Origin of the sequence: Priestia sp. JV24 (assembly GCF_025910025.1) — a bacterium.
Lineage (GTDB): Bacteria > Bacillota > Bacilli > Bacillales > Bacillaceae_H > Priestia > Priestia megaterium.
The window spans coordinates 1-19,127 of record NZ_JAPCIN010000061.1 but is presented as its reverse complement, the minus strand read 5'-3'; the positions used below and the strand labels follow the sequence as shown (position 1 = coordinate 19,127).

General features: G+C 34.8%; 17 protein-coding genes and 1 pseudogene. 7 read left to right on the top strand and 11 right to left on the bottom strand.

What is annotated here, in order from left to right:
- The 5 genes from OK414_RS29455 to OK414_RS29435 form a co-directional block, all read right to left on the bottom strand.
- The coding region (locus OK414_RS29455; RefSeq protein ID WP_264363572.1) for a phage antirepressor N-terminal domain-containing protein at positions 1-504 on the bottom strand (504 nt) is incomplete at its 3' end.
- Between the two features lie 26 nt (positions 505-530).
- On the bottom strand, positions 531-716 hold the full coding sequence (locus OK414_RS29450) for a hypothetical protein (protein ID WP_263046264.1): 186 nt from the start codon (positions 714-716) through the stop codon (positions 531-533).
- 158 nt (positions 717-874) lie between these two features.
- On the bottom strand, positions 875-1,048 hold the full coding sequence (locus OK414_RS29445) for a hypothetical protein (RefSeq protein WP_263046263.1): 174 nt from the start codon (positions 1,046-1,048) through the stop codon (positions 875-877).
- Between the two features lie 209 nt (positions 1,049-1,257).
- Complete coding sequence (locus OK414_RS29440) at positions 1,258-4,302, bottom strand: DEAD/DEAH box helicase family protein (protein WP_263046262.1); 3,045 nt, start codon at positions 4,300-4,302, stop codon at positions 1,258-1,260.
- Between the two features lie 727 nt (positions 4,303-5,029).
- Positions 5,030-5,395 (bottom strand): hypothetical protein, encoded by a 366-nt coding sequence (locus tag OK414_RS29435; RefSeq protein ID WP_263046261.1) that lies wholly within the window; start codon positions 5,393-5,395, stop codon positions 5,030-5,032.
- A gap of 152 nt (positions 5,396-5,547) precedes the next feature.
- Here OK414_RS29435 and OK414_RS29430 point away from each other — a divergent pair, with 152 nt between their 5' ends.
- The gene (locus OK414_RS29430) at positions 5,548-5,778 is read left to right on the top strand and encodes a helix-turn-helix domain-containing protein (RefSeq protein ID WP_263046260.1); all 231 of its coding nucleotides are present in this window, start codon (positions 5,548-5,550) and stop codon (positions 5,776-5,778) included.
- Positions 5,779-5,819: 41 nt separating this feature from the next.
- Entirely contained in the window at positions 5,820-6,371 is a 552-nt protein-coding gene (locus OK414_RS29425) for a MerR family transcriptional regulator (protein ID WP_263046259.1), read from the top strand.
- A 675-nt stretch (positions 6,372-7,046) separates the two neighbouring features.
- On the opposite strand, the gene OK414_RS29420 is transcribed toward OK414_RS29425, so the two are convergent.
- The gene (locus OK414_RS29420) at positions 7,047-7,484 is read right to left on the bottom strand and encodes an endonuclease domain-containing protein (RefSeq protein ID WP_263046258.1); all 438 of its coding nucleotides are present in this window, start codon (positions 7,482-7,484) and stop codon (positions 7,047-7,049) included.
- A 276-nt stretch (positions 7,485-7,760) separates the two neighbouring features.
- Between OK414_RS29420 and OK414_RS29415 the strand changes: the two genes are divergently transcribed.
- Genes OK414_RS29415 through OK414_RS29405 form a run of 3 tightly spaced genes read left to right on the top strand, consistent with a single transcriptional unit; the run spans position 7,761 to position 9,918 of the window.
- Positions 7,761-8,069 (top strand): hypothetical protein, encoded by a 309-nt coding sequence (locus OK414_RS29415; RefSeq protein WP_263046257.1) that lies wholly within the window; start codon positions 7,761-7,763, stop codon positions 8,067-8,069.
- A gap of 11 nt (positions 8,070-8,080) precedes the next feature.
- On the top strand, positions 8,081-9,265 hold the full coding sequence (locus OK414_RS29410) for an FtsK/SpoIIIE domain-containing protein (protein ID WP_263046256.1): 1,185 nt from the start codon (positions 8,081-8,083) through the stop codon (positions 9,263-9,265).
- Entirely contained in the window at positions 9,262-9,918 is a 657-nt protein-coding gene (locus tag OK414_RS29405) for a replication-relaxation family protein (RefSeq protein WP_263046255.1), read from the top strand. The genes OK414_RS29410 and OK414_RS29405 overlap by 4 nt, the downstream gene beginning before the upstream one ends.
- Positions 9,919-10,332: 414 nt before the next feature.
- On the opposite strand, the gene OK414_RS29400 is transcribed toward OK414_RS29405, so the two are convergent.
- From OK414_RS29400 to OK414_RS29390, 3 genes are all read right to left on the bottom strand, one after another.
- Positions 10,333-11,139, bottom strand: a complete 807-nt coding sequence (locus OK414_RS29400; RefSeq protein ID WP_263046254.1) for a hypothetical protein — start codon at positions 11,137-11,139, stop codon at positions 10,333-10,335.
- A 67-nt stretch (positions 11,140-11,206) separates the two neighbouring features.
- The gene (locus OK414_RS29395; RefSeq protein ID WP_263046253.1) at positions 11,207-11,782 is read right to left on the bottom strand and encodes a recombinase family protein; all 576 of its coding nucleotides are present in this window, start codon (positions 11,780-11,782) and stop codon (positions 11,207-11,209) included.
- Positions 11,783-11,936: 154 nt separating this feature from the next.
- Positions 11,937-12,227, bottom strand: coding sequence for a hypothetical protein (locus OK414_RS29390; RefSeq protein ID WP_263046252.1), 291 nt, complete (start codon positions 12,225-12,227; stop codon positions 11,937-11,939).
- A gap of 932 nt (positions 12,228-13,159) precedes the next feature.
- On the opposite strand from OK414_RS29390, the gene OK414_RS29385 reads away from it, so the two are divergent.
- A complete protein-coding gene (locus tag OK414_RS29385; protein WP_263046251.1) occupies positions 13,160-13,441 on the top strand; it encodes a hypothetical protein in 282 nt (93 codons plus the stop codon).
- A gap of 392 nt (positions 13,442-13,833) precedes the next feature.
- Entirely contained in the window at positions 13,834-14,220 is a 387-nt protein-coding gene (locus OK414_RS29380) for a DUF2513 domain-containing protein (RefSeq protein WP_263046250.1), read from the top strand.
- A 42-nt stretch (positions 14,221-14,262) separates the two neighbouring features.
- On the opposite strand, the gene OK414_RS29375 is transcribed toward OK414_RS29380, so the two are convergent.
- The gene (locus OK414_RS29375) at positions 14,263-18,798 is read right to left on the bottom strand and encodes an LPD38 domain-containing protein (protein WP_264363571.1); all 4,536 of its coding nucleotides are present in this window, start codon (positions 18,796-18,798) and stop codon (positions 14,263-14,265) included.
- Positions 18,799-18,815: 17 nt separating this feature from the next.
- Positions 18,816-19,127 (bottom strand): annotated as a pseudogene (locus OK414_RS29370) (hypothetical protein); the annotation flags it as partial.

The following is a 19,127-nucleotide window of genomic DNA, read 5'->3' as shown; positions in this document are numbered from 1 at the left end:
CACGACCTCCAATTTCTTTTCTTGTTGAAGTTGATTCTGTATGAATTTTTCTTGATTTTCTCTAATTTCCTTCATACTTTGCGCTTGCATAATAATTAGATCCTCAATACTTTGAGGTGGTTTAGACAAGAATGCTTCGACTAATACATCTTTCACTTTCAACTGATACTCAACCAAAGCACGAGCTAACCAAGGTGTTTCTTTTTGCATAGCTGGAGTAATTGAAATTTTTGCTAACCATAAAGGTAAAAAATCTAATTCAATCGCTAAAACCTCGTTATGTGGGTCAAATACCCCTGCTTCAAATTTGAAGCACCCTTGTTTAAGAACTAAATCATCTTGAATGTTTTGAACTTGTCTATCTTTTTGAGCTTTATTAAAACCAATTCCATTACAAACCCAACCGACACCAACATAAATTTTCTCGTCATTCGCTTTTGCTGCTAATAATTCAGCGCCCATAAAATTAACTGTCTTTCGTTCAGTTAGGACAATAGGTCTCATCTTACTCCCTCCCTTTTTGATTAAATTTAAATAGATAATTCTTTAACTTTTGTGAGGATTGATTGTTTCTCTCGTTCATCTAATTCTTTACGTAACTTACGATAAAAAGTAGTTTCATGAATCCCTAAAGCTTCAGCGATTTCATAAAAATAAATACCAGAATCCCGAATTTGTTGTCGGATGTCCGCATTAGGTTTTATTCTCATATCCACTATTCCTCTCCTCGAAATTTCTACTTCCAAAACATTATTGCAAAATTCACGCTAGTAGTAATAGTAGTGCAACAAAGTAAAGTCCGCGCAAAAAACCTACCCTCAATAAAAAAGGTAGGTTCCAATATTTTTTTATTACAGAATATAGATTTAAACACTTATTCAACGTCCTGAGATTTACGTTCCCAATAGTCTTTCTGATACTGTTTAACTTTATCTTTATTATTAGCTCTCCACTCTCGCGCACGTTGATTATAGCGTTCTCGATTCTTTTCACGATATTCTCTGTAATAAGCACGTTTCTGTTCTTTAGCTAATTCAGATAAACTCATACTTAGCACTCCTCTCAAAGATAATTTTTAAGTAGAAAATGAATTTTTAATATTGTTTTTGAAGGTGTTTTTTTATTACTGATTTATAAAACTATAAAATAGCCTTAAACTACTGATACTATAAGGTTTTGGGGTGACGTTTAAGGCCATAGTTTTTGTTTAATTATTAAAAACAAATATAGCCTTATTTGTCACCTAAATAAACCTTATTAATACAGTTTTGTTTTCACTACTGAGGCGAATGTTTCTCCTCTTGTTTTAGCATAATTCATAGCCAATTCTTTTACTTTTTCTACTGGAAGATCATACGTTTTAGCTATCTCTTCAAACGAGAGAACTCCTACTACACGTTTAGATCTTTCTTTCTTAGTTCGTTTGTTTTCAAATGAAAGCATCTTTTCTACCTCCTTAACATCCTTAGGCTTAACCTTTGCCTTTTTAGCTACTTTTTCAATAGCATTTTTGTACTCGTCTTTTGATAAAAAATCTTTTATTTTCAACATTAGAAGCAATACTGTTTTTGTTTTGCTTGGTCTATCAATCGCTTGTAGGTATAAGGCTTCTGTTGATGCCTGGATGCTGTTATAGAAGGTGTGTGTATCTGCATCACGTTTAATTTTTTCTACAACCTTTTTGCAAGTATCGTAGTCCGCTATAGTTGTTAATCGCTTTAAGCAAGCGTAATGACTATTTGTTACCGTTTTTTTAAACTCACCTAGTATTTGTTCATTACCTTCAACAAACGCTTTATATATATCAGGCGTGAAGTTGTCAGAAATGGAATCAGACTTACGTTTTTGTTCTTCTTTCTCTTGTGTATCAAGTTGCTGCAATACTTCTTTTATAAAAGTCATATCTAAGCGTTGAGCTTTAATTTCCTTTGAGATGTTCAATAAACCTACATTTTTAGTGTGTAGAGCTCGTTCTACCGCTTTGATAAAAGCAAATCTACATCCAGAGAAATATCGTTCCTGTTCTTTCGATACCGCATGACGCAAAAATAAAGTATCGACATCAAGATTATTTTCGATCGACTGGTATACACCGTAAATTCTTTCAATCTCACTAACTATGAACAATTGAGGATCAAAGTAAGCATGTTCATTGATTTCTTTAGCTATGTTCTTAGCACGTTTTAGCCTGTCTTGGTACGCATATTCCAAGTTGAACAGTTCAGTCTGCTTATTTCTTGGAGCTTGTATAAAAAGAGAAAACCTTCTGTACGTATTTCGTAATCGGTTTGAAATTTGCTTGATAGACGAATAGTTAAATAAATTAGAAAAATCGTTACAAACCGCTATACACTCCCATTCAAGATCAGGTATTTCTTTTCCGTTTTTATCTAGTAATGGGACACCGTTTTCGTCACGCTTTATGTTTTTTATATTGACTCCATCAGCTATAACGCTCGTTGTAAGGATAACTTGAACATCTTCTGGTACTTGTTGAGTTTCTACTAGTTGTCTGTAAGTTGTATTACTCTTACTACTAGCATTAATAGTCCTAACCTTAATACCTTTCCGTTGCAATACCCCTTTTAACTGTTCAATCTTGTTCTTTGACTGAATATATATTAATAACTTTCTCTGGCTTGTCCATACTTCGATAAGCTGCGCTAACTCGGCTAATGCATCGTTTCGCTTTTCGTAGGTGTATATTGCAAGCTCTTGACAAGGTGATTGAGGGGAACCGTTATCTATTTTTACTACTGTTTCAAATTCATTTCTGTAAATGTCGTCTACCGTTCCACTTAACCCAATAAAAGATCGAGCTTTTTTACCAACTTTGTACAAATTTTGAATCGCTTCATACCGGTAGTTTTTATCATAGTCCGCAACAAATTTGTGAATCTCGTCTATTACCAAGGTGAAAGAAATTCTCTCGCAAATCATTTGTAAAAACTCGATCAGCACCGGAGTCATGTCATATGTAGAAACAAATACACGCTGTCCATTCTTTACATCTTGATTGATGATTTTGAACAAATTAGATGTTTGACCTTTAACTGCTCGTAATTTATGAGAAATAGCATTTTGCTCAGTTAGAGCAATAGTCGGAGCAGCGAAGATATAAAAATGCTTACTTTCGTCTGATAACTCTTTGAAAGCATTGATAAAAGCTGTTGTTTTACCGCTTCCTGTTGGGCTATCTACAAGTAATCTTTGCTTTCTTGTAATTAAATTCTTAGCTACTTCTGTAGGGATATAACCAGCTACTTTAATTATTTCTTTTTCAAAGGTCGATTCAATCTCTTGATCGTTCGTATAATGAAGGTATTTACCTTTATATCCTTTGTTTCTAGCTTCATATTCTAACGATTTAATGGTAGCTTGTCCGTTAGCTCTAAGACCCCTCCAAGCTCTTTCTGACTGTTCTCCACCACTTATAATGTCAAAGAGTTCAAACCCTTCACTGTCTGTTATATAACCGGTATTTACGTAGTGTTTAATTCCAACAACCAAACGTTTCCATAGTTCTCCTTGACCAACTCCACTAGGGATATGTCCAATATGTTCGGCCATTTCTTTTAAAGCATCGAAGTGGATAGGTCTTAAATCCTTTTTAAACTCATCGTATAAGGATTTTTGACGTTCACTTTGCATTACTTTGACAGATTCAAGTAAATCGTACGTATTAAGCTTGTTATGAACATTTATAATTTCGTATCCTCGTCTACCACCACGAACCGGAACAGTTGTATTCTTTGCTTGGGCATCTACTGGAAGCCCCATTCCCTGCAGGCGTTTTGCCATATGTTCAATGATGCCTTTCATTTTCAACTCATCATTGATAGTCTGATCTAACTGGAATAATAAACGGTAACGATTCCCTTTTTTGCCATGACTAAATGTATAAAATAACCCTACTGCTTCATCTTTTAGTTGAAACATGACCTCTTGAGGATTTGTTATTTCAAACTCATCATCTATGTCTATTGCAAACAAACTAGAAGAAATAAAACATAACTTGTTATCCTGGTCTGTTTCGGCATTAGAAAGGATAATACAATGTCCTTTACTAAAAAAATCAAGTATCTTTGTTACTGACAAACGTTCACTATATGTCTTTTTTAACTCGTTTGTTACCTTACCCATATCAAACTTATTAGGTTGACTTTTGAAGGGCATAGGATGGACTAAAACGTGATGTTTTGGTATATTTTCATTAACTTGTTTTTTATTTAAAGGTGTATTTTCTATCTTTTTTTCGCTTGAGATAGAAAGTACATCTTCTTTTTTTATGAGGATTGTCACTGCCCCTCACCTTTTTCAAATTGCTTCTTTTGTTCCTCTAACCCTCTTTTAAAAGTTGTCTTAAGCACAAAAAGACCTCCTTTCGCTTTTCGTCAGCAATCAGGAAGTCTAAAAAAGGTATATTTATCTAAAAAAATAGGCATAATTAACTATGTAATGTATACTCACAGCTAACAAAGTTGCTTGATAGGCAACTTTTGTTATTGAATATACAAGCTAAATATTGTACTATTAAGTCAACTATGAAAATATTATTTTAAATTTACCTTAATGACTTCTGACTGCTATCAGAATTTATTAACAGAACGGGCATTCTGACTGCTATCAGGGAGCCCATCCAAACGACATCCTGCAAGATGTCGTTTTTTGTTATCTTTATTATACATTGCGAATAATTAACGTACAACTACTGTGACATAAATGACAATCAAACAAGCAGGGATTGAAAGTACAATAAAAGGACCAAAAAGTTTATATGGTCCTAATTAAATTTACCTTTGTATTTATTTGATGTTCTTTTCTTTTTCTGCTAAACGTATAATTGCAGGCATTAAAGCTTTCCAAAAGGCCTCTAACGGTTTCCCTTTCGGCTCAATTTTTTGTTCCGGATTTAGTTTGGTCATTTTTATCCCTCTCATTTCAAATGATTTATATTCAGGATGACCTTATTTGACATTAGTATACTTTTTCACTCTGCATTTTTGCAGAGTGAAAAAAAGAAATATTTTTACGAAAGATCCATGCGTGTCATAACAGCTGTTATAGCTTCTTTTATTTTATCAAGACATACAGTCTTTTTTTGAGGGAATTCTGATTCTTTCGTGAAATTTAATAACTCCTCTTCTAACCCTTTCGCAGCTAAAAACCCTTGAACAAAATGATATTTTTCTGAAGATCTTATGTAGTCGGAGTTCGCATTTATGAAGCGATTCAATGTTTCTTTGCTGTCTTGAGATTTTAAGCTCTCTTCCAATTGAATAACCAACTCTGTTTCAACTTCTTCTTTTCTCAAAAGATCTGGAGTTATTTTTATTCCTTTAGAAAATAATTCTTTTGCTCTCATCGCCATATTTTCTTTTGTAAGTACATTCATTTTTTATCTCCTCCTACAATATTTGTAAATATCTTTGTTATAAATCTACACGTTCGTGTAGATTTTGTCAATGGTATTTAAAGGGAAATTGTACTTTTTCTTTATTTTTGTATAGAATAACTTTATTAACGCGTATAAAAGGAGAGGGTTACATGGCTTTTTCATTCGAACCATTATGGAAGTTGCTTATCGAAAAAAATATGACAAAAGAAGAAATGAGATTAGAGATTGGATTATCACCAACTACAGTCGCTAAGATGAGTAAACAAAAGAATATGAACACAGATGTTATTGATCGCATTTGCAATCATTTTGGTTGCTCAGTAGATCAGGTAATTAAACATGTTCCAGGTGATCAAAAGAAAACAAATGAAAAAATATGACGAACGGATAGGCGAACGGGTTACATTAAGGAGGCGATAACTTGGATATACCAGAAAAAATCTATACAACTAAGGAGATTGGAACTACTTTAAACGTGGCCGATTCAACGATACGGAAGTGGGCAATGGCATTAGAGAAGAACGGGTACTCGTTCGCGAGAAATGAACACAATAATCGTTCTTACCGCGATAAAGATATTACAGTTCTTAAACATTTCCAAGTCATGGTACAACAAAGTAATTTTTCTGTAGAAAATGCTGGAATGGTTATAGCAGCAAAGTTTAAAGAGGGGTCGTTCGCGAATGAGACGGGGGTCGTTCCTTCAGAAAATGAAGAACAAGGCCGTTCGTTAGGTCGTTCCGACGAGGTAATTGAGAAGTTATTAAAGCATATCGAGCGCCAAGAGGAATTCAACAAGGAATTAGTAGAGCGATTAGAACGACAAGAGACATACATACAAAAAAGGCTGGACGCGCACGACGGCCAACTGATGGATTCTGTACGTGAGTTGCAGCAACTCAAAAAATTAGAACAAAGAAACCAAGAAGAACGTAAGAAACGAACAGGATTCTTTAGAAAGTTCTTTTCATAAGTATAGATAATTAAATTAATAAATTAATAATAATAAGGTGTGTAGATATTATTTATTTTAAAAAACAAAGAATTTAGTTTGTTTATTTGTCGGTTTTTGATAGAATATTGAGTAGTTACAATCGGATAAAACAGGGTGATGTTAGGTTGGTAGGCACTCCTTTTAGTAAGGGGGGTGCTACGATGACTACATTCCAAGTCGCACAGCTAATGTATATGGCTATATCTTCTTTGACGAATGTAATTGCTATCGTTGTGGCTATCGTAGCCTTACGTAAGTAATAACTATTCGTTCACTATAAGTAGCAATATCATGGCATAAAAAGAGTAATAAACGAAAGCGACCACCCTGTTCGAATCTCGGCGAAAAGATTTTCAGGGTGGTCTTGTTTTGGGCCGGTCAACCTCTCATTGCTGATTTGATTGTAACCGTTGGATCTGAGTGTTAGCGCACTCAGATCTTTTTTTATTTTTATGTGTTTATTAACTTTTTCATACAGCTTTTAATTAATTTTATTTAAAGACAAGTACAAAAGATAATGACATAATAGTGTCTTTTGTTGCCACCATTATAACATAACGTATAAGAGGGAATTCAAGTATTTTATAATTTTTTAACTTTTATTTTTTCCTAAAAAACATAAAAGGCCTTTATGTTTTTCTTGGTTTTTAAAAATTATATGGTTTTTGATACCTTCTCTAATTCGTCTTTTATACGCAAGACTACCTTACCCACATCTCCATTGATTGCGCTGCCAGTAAAGCGTAGTACTTTCCAACCGCAATCCTTTAGATACTTATCCTTCCGTTTATCCCTTTTTTTAGCTCCTGAGGTGGAATGGTATTTATGACCGTCACATTCAATTGCTATATTATGTTTCATTAAGGCTAAATCTATGCGGTAATTACCACATTTAACTTGTGTTCGTACTTTAAAGCCGTTAAAGACTAAAGCCTGGTACAACTTTTTTTCTATATAAGACCCACACTTTTTATATTGCCGGTCTACTTTTACTTTCTTCGACTTGGATCCTTTATTTTCTATCTCATGCAATATAAACACAATTAGTCCTAATCCACATAAAGCGATAAAAAAGACATATTCTATAACCATTTATTTATCACTCCATTACTTTTGTAATTCTTTTGTAGGGACAGGCAATACCTACCAAACTTTTGCATAGGTATATATCATGTAGCTACAAAACTTCTACCAAACTAATTACACCGTATCTGTTTTATTATCCTTACCAAATTAATACCTTTAGAAACGTTATAAGAAAAGGATTTTACGATTTGTTTGGAAAGAGCCGGGAGGCGAATGACAAGGGGGAGTTCGAGGGGGGAACGACCAACGAACGACCTTAAGACGATGTTAGGAGGCCACATCATGTTTAAGACACCAACTGAAAGTATGAGTGTTAAACAGTTTATGAACCGTACTCAAAAAAAAGAGTATGGCCGCCGAAACTTTACAGCTTATTCGATTAGTTTCACACCATTGGCTTTACTTGACCCACTAATGATTAGTATAGGATTAGGTGTCCTAGGTATCGTATTTGTAGAACGGATGTTGACTCACTTCGGCCTACACCATATCGCTGAATTAATATCCAATGTCATAAGAATTATAGGGCCAACAGCGTTCTTTGCAGCATTAATTTATTTCTTTGTGACGAATCCATTCACGCTTTTATAGGAGGTTGCATCATGATAAGAGGTTGGTATTACAAACAGAAAATAAAAGGAATGCTTCTCACGGCATTTAAGAGTGGAGAAATGGGTATTAAAAGTAAATTAATTAATAATGATAAGATGATATATCCCAATCTTAAGCGTATGGATATTGATTATGAGAAAGAAACAATCCAGTTTGTATTTGTGTTGCCATATGGCTTAGATCCAGAAGTTATCAAGAAAAAGCAGTATTGTTTTGAACAGGTCTTTGGTAAGCAGTTTGAGCTAAAAGCCAAGAGTGCCAAACTATTTCTTTTAACGATTTATACCAAGCCATTCACCCAAAAGGTTATATACGATTATCAAACTTACTCATTGTTAATTAAAGACATGAAAATGCCTGTAATTTGTGGAATGAATTTAAAAGGTGAAACAGTAATATACGACATGGTAGAAGAGAATAAAGCAAACATACTCGTAGGCGGCAATCCAGGCAGTGGAAAATCCTCACAAATACGTTCTATTCTTACGACCCTTATCCTTCATCACAATCCAACCAAACTCCATCTACACTTAGCAGATTTAAAAGGTGGGGAATTCCACTTATTCCGTGATATCCCTCATGTTAAAGGAGTATACAAAGATGCACATAGTTTTAAGGTAGCTATGTTTGAATTGAAGAAAGAGCTGGCACGGCGTGGAGAACTTTTGGATTATTACGGTCAAGTCCATATAGATAATTTGCCGTTTGAACTACCCTATATTTTAGTTTGCATTGATGAGTTTGCTGAATTAGCAGAAGAAAGTGAAGTACAAGAGCTCGTTCGACGTTATTCCTCTCTTGGTCGTGCGTTAGGTTGTTTTTTAATTAATAGTACACAACGTCCTAGTGCTGATTTATTAAAAACGTCTATTCGTTCTAACATGAATGTGCGAATGGGATTTCAAGTAGCAGATAAAGTGAATGCTCGTATATGCGGAACGCCTGGAAGTGAAAATATTGAGGTGAAAGGCAGAATGATTTGCAAAATCAATAAACCATTTGAGGTTCAGGCTCCATTTTTAGACGATAACGCATGTAAAAAACTATTAGAAAGGTATAAGTCTCCAAGTGAAAGAAAACTGCCTAAAGACAAAATAAACATCTTACAGACTGTACCGCCTATACAAATCGATGAGACTAAACAAAATGATGTATTTGAGGTGTTGGGAGAATGAAAAGTAGAGATTTAGAAATTTTAAATGATTTGCAGAGATTTAGATGTTTAACGCGTGATGATTTAATCCATTTACATTTCTCCCACTTAAAAAATCCAATTAACTCAGCTAACACAGTATTAAAAAGATTGAGACGTGATGGATATATTGATGTAAATACATCTCATAACCCTTATCTTTACTTCGCTTCTCCAGCACCAATTAAAAAAGATTCAACAAAGATACCTCATTTTTTAAAAATTGTAGATTTCTATAAACAAGTATGCGCTTATGAAGGGCCCAAAAGTTTTATTATTGAGCCGAAATACGGAAAAGGATACATGGAACCCGATATTTTTATGATTTTTAAACGCGCTCCATTCTTTGTAGAAATTCAACGTTCTGTTTATAGCCAAAAGGTAATGAACGAAAAAATTAAACGCTATGAAACATACTACATGGGCCAAGAATGGCAGAAAGAACCTTGGCAACCTAAAGATCGTAAAGTGTTCCCTAGAATACTTATGGTCTCAGATACACGATATAACATTGATAGTCCTTATATAAAAGTTTTTCAAATACAAAATATAGATGACTTTATTGAACAAGTTACACCTAGAATTCCTGCGGACGAAACTATAAGAATTAATCAAGGAAATATTCGATTAAAGTGAACTATCATAGAAAAAGGGGTCGGTATTACCGACCCCCTAATTAATTAGCCACATAGAGCTGATGCAAACATTGTTAGGGTTAGCTTTTCATCATCTAACCGTTTTAAAGCTGTACTAACATCTGAGTGTTCTAACACATCACACACATCTTTAGCTACAAACCGAGGGTAAGAATAGTAATCGCACCCTTGTTATAAGCTAAACTCCCTAACTTGAACTTAGTCACCCCAGATGCTATGCCTGTTTAAAAAGGAACCAAAACATTCGCTCATAGTTATATAAGATAGATCTCAAATTCGAAACCTCAATAGCAAAAGGGTGTAGGTATAGTCCAATTAATAAATGTTTATAAGGACAGGTCATGTCCACCTTGAAGATAAACAAAAAACCCTTCGCCTGGAAGGATTATCTTTGCTAAATTCTCCATTCTTCTTTTAGCTTGGTGAGAAACTTCATCATTTCTCCATCGTCATTTGTAATATCCGGATGAAACTTTTTAGAGGCTTCTCTATATATCTTTTTCAACATGACCTTTTCTTTATCGGTGTAGGTACTATTAGTTTGAGCAAAGTAACTACTAAATCTTTCTTTGTGATCACTGTAGTTACTTTCAGAATCGTTATAGTAACTACGCTTTTCTTCTTCTCGCTGATCTTTGTTACGTACTAATTCATCATAATAATCTTTATTTTGGAGTGTTCCAAAAACGTCATAGCAATAATCATATGTGCCAGATCCATATATTGCTTCAAAATTCCTTTTAGCTTTTAAATATGATTGGATAATTTCATCATGTTTTTTCCCAGCCTTATATTCTTCAGTTTCTTGGAACTCTTTTTCTGCACGTTCTCTCAATGGTGCCAACTTCACTTCTATCAAGTTATAAATCTCATCAAGGGAAAGACCTATTTCATTAGACTTTCTTTCAATTTTATCGGCTGCACAATCATACAGTGAGAACTCAATGAGATCATAATAACTCATTGTACATATAGACCATTGCTTTTTCATAACCTTTCCATCTTGTCTATAGCTTTTATGAATACTAATTTTATAAGCTTCTCTTATAGACCTTTCAAAACGCTCAGTACTATAAGTATAGATGTATTTAGTTTGTTCCTCCCCTTCGTGTCTCAATGTAATACTGTCAGCTAAAATCTCCTTATATCCCCCGTATTGAGCAGATTTTTTATTGGTAACTGTTTGAATAACACAATACATAAGAACCCCCCTAAGGCAAAAGATAAAAGAATAAAATCTCTATTGTGTAGTATTTTTGTACAAACCCTTATTTTTCTTCTAAGTCAGCTTCTTTAAGTACCTTATAAACTGTACTACGACCTATATTAAATTCTTTAGCTATATCGTTAGCACTCTCTCCACTCTTAAATAAAGCGACTATCTGACGTTTAGTATTAGCTTTTAATGTTGGCCTACCTCCAACTCTACCTCGTTTCTTAGCAGCTTTTAAACCTGCCTGTGTACGTTCTTGTATGATTGAACGCTCAAACTCTGCAAATACAGCTAACATACCAAACATTGCCCTACCTGCTGCCGTTGTAGTATCAATGCTATCGTTTAAACTAACAAACTCTACTCCTCGGGCTTTTAATTTATCTGAGAGCTCATATAACTGTTTTGTGGAGCGAGCTAACCTATCTAGTTTATAAATAACAAATACATCACCTTCGCGTAATGAATCAAATGCTCGTTCTAACTCTTTACGGTCTTTTTTTCCTCCACTTTCTTTTTCAGCAAATAACTTGCATTCTTTACCGTTTTCTTGGGCATATGCCTCAATAGCTTTTATCTGCATATCTAAATTCTGATCTTGCGTACTAACTCGAGCATATCCAATTATCATTTTGTCTACCTCCATACGTTTTATGTACTTTTATTATAGACGGGTTTATAGACAAAAACAAGATAAAAAAGATAATAAAAATAATAATATTTATTTTTCTATATAATCTTCGTTTTATAGACAGAAAAGAGACGATCTAAAATAGATCGTCTGTTTATTTGCTAGCTATAAGTCCAACTTTTTTTATATCTTGTGTTTTTTTAAGTAATTCTCTAGTAAATACACCTAATTCCTTATCATTAAGAGCTTTTTGAGCTTCCTCTATAGCTAAAACAGCATAAGAATCAATAGTAAATTCTCTGTGTTCTAACAGCCTTTCTATATCCTGTCTTTCTAATGTCTTATTTCCCAAGATACTTCTGTCGTATGTAGCTATTAAAGTTTCTATATAATCTACACCTCTAAATAATTCTTTTTCAACATTACTCATTTCTTTAAAGTCCATACTTATATACCCCCTTATAAATTTAACTTATCTTATCATAAATGGAATAATGTAAGATGCTTTTCAAATAACCTCAGAATTTGGATTTTGTTAAATTTTCTATCCCATATTTCTAACAGGGCGCAATTATACATAACTCTGTTTTGTCATTCCGAAGCTACAATAAGCGTGATTAGGACTCCCGAAATCTTGGGACTCTAATTGTTTTGCCTTCGGTTAAAAAAAGAGAGAAGAGCATAAGGGGTTTTTGTCCCCACTGCAAGCGTGGAACTAGGCGAAGCCTAGCAAAACTATGGGTACATAAAAACCTTTAGAAAGTCGACTCAGTGTCGAGTCATTTACTATCTACTGTCGATATAAAGTCGACTTAAGGTTGACTCATATTTTACAAGAGAAATAATCGTTTACAAAATAAACGCCCATTTACACACCATTAAAAATGGTATTTCAATAGGCTCCGGTTTGTTTTAATCTTCTCAGCATGTATGTTCATATAATTTTGTATTTCAAATTGAATTAGGGGTTTCTGGAGGTTCGTTGCTGGTTAGCTCGATTACTCTACGAGGATTAAAATTTTTAAATTAAAAGTGAGGTTTTATAAGGTTTTTGAAATTAGCAAAGGGAGTTTGTTTTTTAGGTATGTAAAATCGGAAATAATAGATAGGCTGAAAATTGAGCTCATCTCTAAAACTTCAACATATTCTCAAATAATACCGTTTGTTTTATCTTTTAAGTTCATCCATAGTTCAACTTTGAAAATGTATTATATTTTTGTGTAGTTTAACATAAGGTCAATTAATTCTATTTTAATAATTCTCAACGCTGAACCTTCAGCACTCAAATTTCTTGGAGATCCAAAAACCATACTCATAAAAAAAGGTTTTATGTTTTCTATGTCAAATTATAAGATTTTATAAAAAAGGGGGATTATAATGAGTTATTACTTTCTTGCAGTACCAATAGGACTACTTCTCTATCATTCAATACATGTCTTATTAAACAAATATAAATTCGAAAAGAAGATACCTAGATGGGTTAGCATTTATGCTATTGCATCAATAATTTACATTATATTAACAAGTTCATCACTTGTGTTTGAATTGTCTTTAAGGTTACACCTGTCAAACTCAGTTGCTGCATGGGGAGGACTTATAACTGCTCTAACTGTTCTTGTATTAATGGTTAAATACGCTCCAAAATCTTATGCTGAATAAGACAAAGGTTTCGGGGCTTCATTTCGGGTTATAAAAGCTTTGAGTAACATTTTGAATAGTTTTATATTCTTAAAACTAAAAACCTTTTAAAGAGAGATTACGAGCGTTTAAAGGCTATTAACAGCTTTTCAATTCCATACATACTCCAACTGACCCTCTAATTGGCGGCGACTTCTTCAAAGACAGGTTTTGACAGGTTTTTAACCTTACTCACTCTTTTTAGGGTGTCAGAAATCTCGCTTTTCTCGTCAACTCTTTTTTAGGACTCCAAAAACTCCTAAAATTAACGTTTCAAAAAACAAATGTTATGCTGTTTTTAAGTATTAGATTTCAGGTTTTATCAGGTTTTAAAATAGTATCCCCAAAGTTGGGGACATCCAAGAGGTGAATTTATGAAACTCGATCAAGAATGTGTTAGATATTTACTCTTAACGATTGAAGAAGAGGTTCTTTTTAATCAATATCTTTGGATAGAAGATTTATTACGCTTCCAATTGTTAGAAAAGTATTCCGAAGAAGAACTTCTCTATACTGTATTGAAGCTTAAAGAGGCAAACTTTATAGATGCCCATATTGAGAGTGTAGAAAGTGGTTCTGTAATTACTAATGCTTATGTTTCTCAAATGACTTGGCATGGCCATGAATTTCTAGATACCATCCGAGACCCGGAAGTATGGAAACAAACGAAGGTTGCTGTAAGTAAGGTTGCTGGTGTGTCTCTTTCTATGTTAGCTACTGTTGCTGGCGATCTTCTGTTAAAAAAACTTAATTTATCCTGAAGCAAAGACCCAAGAGAGCAATTTCTCTTGGGTTTAGTAAAATCATTGAATTTCCCTAGTAACTCTACGTGAAATTTCATTACGTCTTCTATTTAAAATATCAAGTTTTTCTCGTTTTTCCTGTCCAGACATGGACGGGCTATTTTCGACTGCACGCATTTCTTTCGTAATATCTCCAATTTGCTTCGCTGCACTATTCGCTATGTCGTATTTCTCTTGATCAAAATTCGGATTTCCTGAACCCTTTTGTTTCTTAAGTTTATCTAAGAAATCGTAAAGCCTGCTTGTACTTTCACCTGTAGATCCTTGATTCACTAAAAAAGAACGTAAAATAGGTTGTTGATTTATTTGTTTTGCTGGTTTTTCAATACTCTTTTTATTCCCTGCTAACTTTTGAAGAGGATTGATGATTGCTTTATCAATTCCTTCTGTACCGTAAGTACCCAAACCGCCAGCAATACCTCGAATAGCATTATCGACAATACGGGGTGAACCAAAATTCTTCAACGGTCCTTCTCCACCTGTCATAGCATTTACGCCTTTACCAATCCATTTCGCTGTTTCAGAGGTATTAATATCATAACGATCAGGATATTCCTTATTTTGATCACGCATCGGATCAATAGGCCCTTGTCTGAAAAATGAATAGTTTGCCATTCCCTCAATGATTGGTGTAATCCCTGTTAGCATAACAGGAATAGACATACTAGAAATGGAACCCTTGATATACTTATCAAAAGCATCTGGATTTTTATTAATTGCATAATCTGCGGCTCGTTCTATAGGATCAGCAAATAAAGGTGCTAAATCAAATGGTTTAGGTATACGGACGACTTGATTAGTGTTCGGTACTGGAATGAGCCAAAATGTATTCTTTAACCATTGTGGAGCATCTTCAATAATATTTTTTTGAGTATCACTAGATAATGTTCGTTGAGCTGCAATAATCGCCAAAGTTGGAATAGATACTGCCGCAACAGATTTCCCAATAAATGATGCCGGTCTTTCCGCAAATGAACGTAATAATTTATCTTTCCCTTGAATATTAGCATTTAAAAAGGCTACTACTTTATTAGCCTCACGAATGTTAGAACCAGAACGGGCAAAGTCCATAATATCACGTGCACGATACGCAGCTTCTTGTGGTGAAACGCCTTTTCTTAAAGCAGCATTAAACTCCCCTACTTTTGTTGCTGATTCTGTTACATCAGCAATACTTCTTAAAACATTTAACCAAGACTTCGGATTTGCTACATTTATAAAATTTGGAGAATCTCCCTCTTTTAATACTTTCTCAATGATATCTTGATGCAACCTACGATCATGAGAAAAAATATTGCCATAACCCCCGTTATATCTAATAAAATCTTTATATAACTTGCCTGGCTCTTTTAGCGTCTTACCTCCAATTTTTAAACTCATTGATTGCCATAGGCCAACAGAAAAATCAAAGATCGGGTTAAATCCTGACTTAGAAACAATATAAGCAGCCGGAACGTCTCTTAAAAAGTTTCTTGTGAAGAATTCAGGTGTTAATGTTGCACCTGCACGTAGTGTAGAAGCTGGCTTTGCTAATATTTTAATTATAGTATTTGATGTTTCTTTATCTAGTCCTTTGATAGACTTGTAAACTTCCGGTTCTACCTCGAAATAAACTTCTTTTCCGTCTTCATACATCTTGACTGTGTTCTTACGATTTTTCGCTTCATCAGGAGACAACCGGCGAATGAACGTTCCTTCTGTATCTTCTACAGCCAACTTTCCTAACTGACGTGCTACACGCTGTTTATCGCCTTGAGCAACAGCATTAAACATGTTTTTAACCATTGATTCAATAGGGTCAATGATGTCACGATCTGAGCCTTTAAATTTCTTTATTGGATTATTAGCATTTGCAATGGCCGAACTAATTCCATTACTAAATTCTACCTTGTCATCATCGAAATGACGGAACATAGGCATGTAGTTTGGGTGTTTAGCTCTCATCGCTTCAAAGCCCTCTTTTGAAATCATTCCTGTGTCAACAAGTTCACGCTTTGTTACGTTGTTAGAAGCATCAACTAGTTGTCTACGTAACTTTTCCATGATAGGTGACTCATACCGAATGATGTCTTTTTGAAGCTCTGCATCAGAGAAGCCAGAATTTAAGCCTTTGCGGTTTAAATCTCTTGCATGAATAGCAGTCGCATAATCAACTAAATCTTCTAGTTTAATATTATTTACCTTCATTTCTTTTACAATAGGCGCTAATTGTTCATTCACTACTTGGTGAGCACGTTCAGGAGATCCACGGAACAAACGCGCTTGTTTATAAAGAGAATCTTCTGCACTCGCTACACCACCCCGTATTTTCTTCTCTAAACTCTCTAACGGGGCTAAATCATCAATGTATTTGGTTCTGAATCCTTTAGTATTCTCAGACAGTTTCTCTTTAAGTTGAGTTAACTTGGAAATTGAATCACGATTAATCTTTTTACCCACTTCACTAGCTCCATCAGGAATTTCATCGTTAAAAAACTGTGTATACATACGCGTTGCAAATTTAGGGTTTTTATAATCATACCCATCGCCAGCAGGCGAACCATCCGGCGCAAAGTCTTGTGTTTGAATTTCCGTTAGATCCTTACGTGGTATTTCTTGTTGAACAGTCTTTTTAAAGTTTAATGCCGGCTCTTGCTTCATGAATGGTAACGGCTGGTCTTGCTGAATTTTCAACCCATCATTTGTAGGAGTTGTTGAAAATTGACCTTCCATACGTTGCGCGACACGTTGATTAGGGGTCATGTTGCCTTTATACGTTAGGAAATCATCTTTTTCGTATTTAGGAACAACAATAGGTCTACCATCTGGACTTTGAACAATCTTAGTGCCGCGATTCTGTACTTGTTTCTTGAATTTTAAAGGATTGGCAAGTTGTTCTAGTTGGTCCATTGTTATTTCTTCAAAGTCAGGGTTTTGCTGCATAAATGTTTGTATTGCTTGTTTTTGAGACTTTGTTCCTTTGAATGTTCCGTTAAGAATCTTTTCATAATCAGCATAAATTTTATTTAAGTAATCAGTGTTTCGCTCTCTGCCTGAAGGAGCATTTAATTGTGGGGTACCTTCAATCTCCACAGAATTGCGAAAACGCGCTGCAGGATCTTTAATGATTGGAGAATCAAGACCTTTCATAATCTTCTCCATAGGATTTTCAACTGAACCTTTTAACTGTTTGATTGCATCCTCTTTTGGAGCACCTAAGCGTGGTACGTTAGTATCAACAATATCCTGACCATCAAACGTACCTTTTACAGATTCACGTTGCTTTCCGAAGTGTTTAGAGACATTAAAAGGATCATCGTTCATTACATTACGAGCTTCTTTAACCTGAGACGCTTTATTTCCCTTCGCAAGCGTTTTAATTCCGCGCCCTAGCAAATGCCCTCCACCGTCTGAAATCCCTCCTAAAGCTACGTTTAAAGAAGCGTCACGAACATTATCTTTCCATGTGTAATCTTTTCCGTTTAAGCTGTTACGAATACCAAGTTCACCAGCAGAATAAAGAGCACCAGCACCCATGCCGCGAAGAACTTCTTTATTGAACTTGCCTAATCCTTTTGCACCTTTAACCGTTTTAGAAGCTGTTTTACCAATCTTACCAGCTTCCGCTAGTTTGCTAAGACCTTTTACAGCCTTATAAGAACCACCAGCAGGAGCAAGTACACCTAAAGCGTCAGTGATAGCGTCAGAAGCTCCACCTTTGCCGACTTTACGTTTTGACTTATAAGAAGGGTCTTTACCTGTCACACGCTTTTCAACGTTAGATAATAGCCCTAGTGTCGCGCTATCAGCAATACGCATAGTATTACGATCTTGTTCTTTTACAGCTTTACTTTTTGCAAGCTTCTGATGATTCTTTTTAGATTTTGCATTTGCTTCTTTAGCTGATACCTTATCAAAAGGGTTAAGAGCTTCAACAGCATATTTGAAATCTTTAGCACCGCTTACTGCTTTTTTCTTTTCGGCTTTAAATTCATTCTTAACACTGTTTCCGACATCGTGGCCGACATCAGAAAGGAAGTCGCCTGTCTTTTCCCAAAAACCTTTTTTCTTTTTGGTCTTCTTTTTCTTACTTTTCTTTTTGCCCTCTTTCCCTTTATGAACCGCATCAATGTGCGCTTTACTGAGGGTAGGCAAAGAATCAAGCTCGTCTTGAATAGCTTTCGGAAATTTACCATGCTTCTTATAATAAGATTGCGTCTTAACTTCCTTACGTTCTTGCTCACGGGATGGCATTACGCCGCCCCGACCTTGTTTCTTAGCTTTTTCTTGCATACGGTACTTTTCAGCGTTGGCTTTTTTCTCTGCAGCAACTTGCGCCTTATATTCACGTTCCGCTTCGCGCTCTGCTTCCTTCCGTTGACGCTCCGCTTCTTTGAAGGCTTCCTGTCTTTGCTTCCATTTCATTTTTTCGATTTCCGGCTGAGCTTTCCAATATCCTACTTTTTTAGCTTGACCCATTCCTTTGTCATAAGATCCAGCACCAAACATTTCATCAAAACGTTTTTTATACTGATTAGGATTGTAATTGTATGCCATGTTAATTCTCCTCCTTTCTACCCTCTACTGTTAGTTACACTTACACGATTTATCATCTTATCAGCTACTCTTAAAGCATCTTGTAATTGATTTGTTATAGATAAATATTGCGGTCTACTTAGTGTTTTTAAACAGTGTCTAGTAGAATAGTTGTTACGACAAGCTGTTAAGTTTGTTTTAAATGCTTTGTTATATGAACGATCAAAATGTTTCCAAGCATCTTGAATCTTTATTCCTTCATGAAAAGCATAGCGCCTAATTACACTATTGAGACGTTGTTGTAAATCACCTTCAATGTTTACTGTATCTAGGTTATCAATACGATGAGA

What these genes read in the sequence shown, in the direction of transcription:
- OK414_RS29445 (WP_263046263.1), bottom strand. Translation starts at nt 1,048, where the DNA reads ATGAGTTTATCTGAATTAGCTAAAGAACAGAAACGTGCTTATTACAGA.
- OK414_RS29435 (WP_263046261.1), bottom strand. Translation starts at nt 5,395, where the DNA reads ATGAATGTACTTACAAAAGAAAATATGGCGATGAGAGCAAAAGAATTA.
- OK414_RS29430 (WP_263046260.1), top strand. Translation starts at nt 5,548, where the DNA reads ATGGCTTTTTCATTCGAACCATTATGGAAGTTGCTTATCGAAAAAAAT.
- OK414_RS29420 (WP_263046258.1), bottom strand. Translation starts at nt 7,484, where the DNA reads ATGGTTATAGAATATGTCTTTTTTATCGCTTTATGTGGATTAGGACTA.
- OK414_RS29415 (WP_263046257.1), top strand. Translation starts at nt 7,761, where the DNA reads ATGTTTAAGACACCAACTGAAAGTATGAGTGTTAAACAGTTTATGAAC.
- OK414_RS29410 (WP_263046256.1), top strand. Translation starts at nt 8,081, where the DNA reads ATGATAAGAGGTTGGTATTACAAACAGAAAATAAAAGGAATGCTTCTC.
- OK414_RS29405 (WP_263046255.1), top strand. Translation starts at nt 9,262, where the DNA reads ATGAAAAGTAGAGATTTAGAAATTTTAAATGATTTGCAGAGATTTAGA.
- OK414_RS29400 (WP_263046254.1), bottom strand. Translation starts at nt 11,139, where the DNA reads ATGTATTGTGTTATTCAAACAGTTACCAATAAAAAATCTGCTCAATAC.
- OK414_RS29395 (WP_263046253.1), bottom strand. Translation starts at nt 11,782, where the DNA reads ATGATAATTGGATATGCTCGAGTTAGTACGCAAGATCAGAATTTAGAT.
- OK414_RS29390 (WP_263046252.1), bottom strand. Translation starts at nt 12,227, where the DNA reads ATGGACTTTAAAGAAATGAGTAATGTTGAAAAAGAATTATTTAGAGGT.
- OK414_RS29385 (WP_263046251.1), top strand. Translation starts at nt 13,160, where the DNA reads ATGAGTTATTACTTTCTTGCAGTACCAATAGGACTACTTCTCTATCAT.
- OK414_RS29380 (WP_263046250.1), top strand. Translation starts at nt 13,834, where the DNA reads ATGAAACTCGATCAAGAATGTGTTAGATATTTACTCTTAACGATTGAA.
- OK414_RS29375 (WP_264363571.1), bottom strand. Translation starts at nt 18,798, where the DNA reads ATGGCATACAATTACAATCCTAATCAGTATAAAAAACGTTTTGATGAA.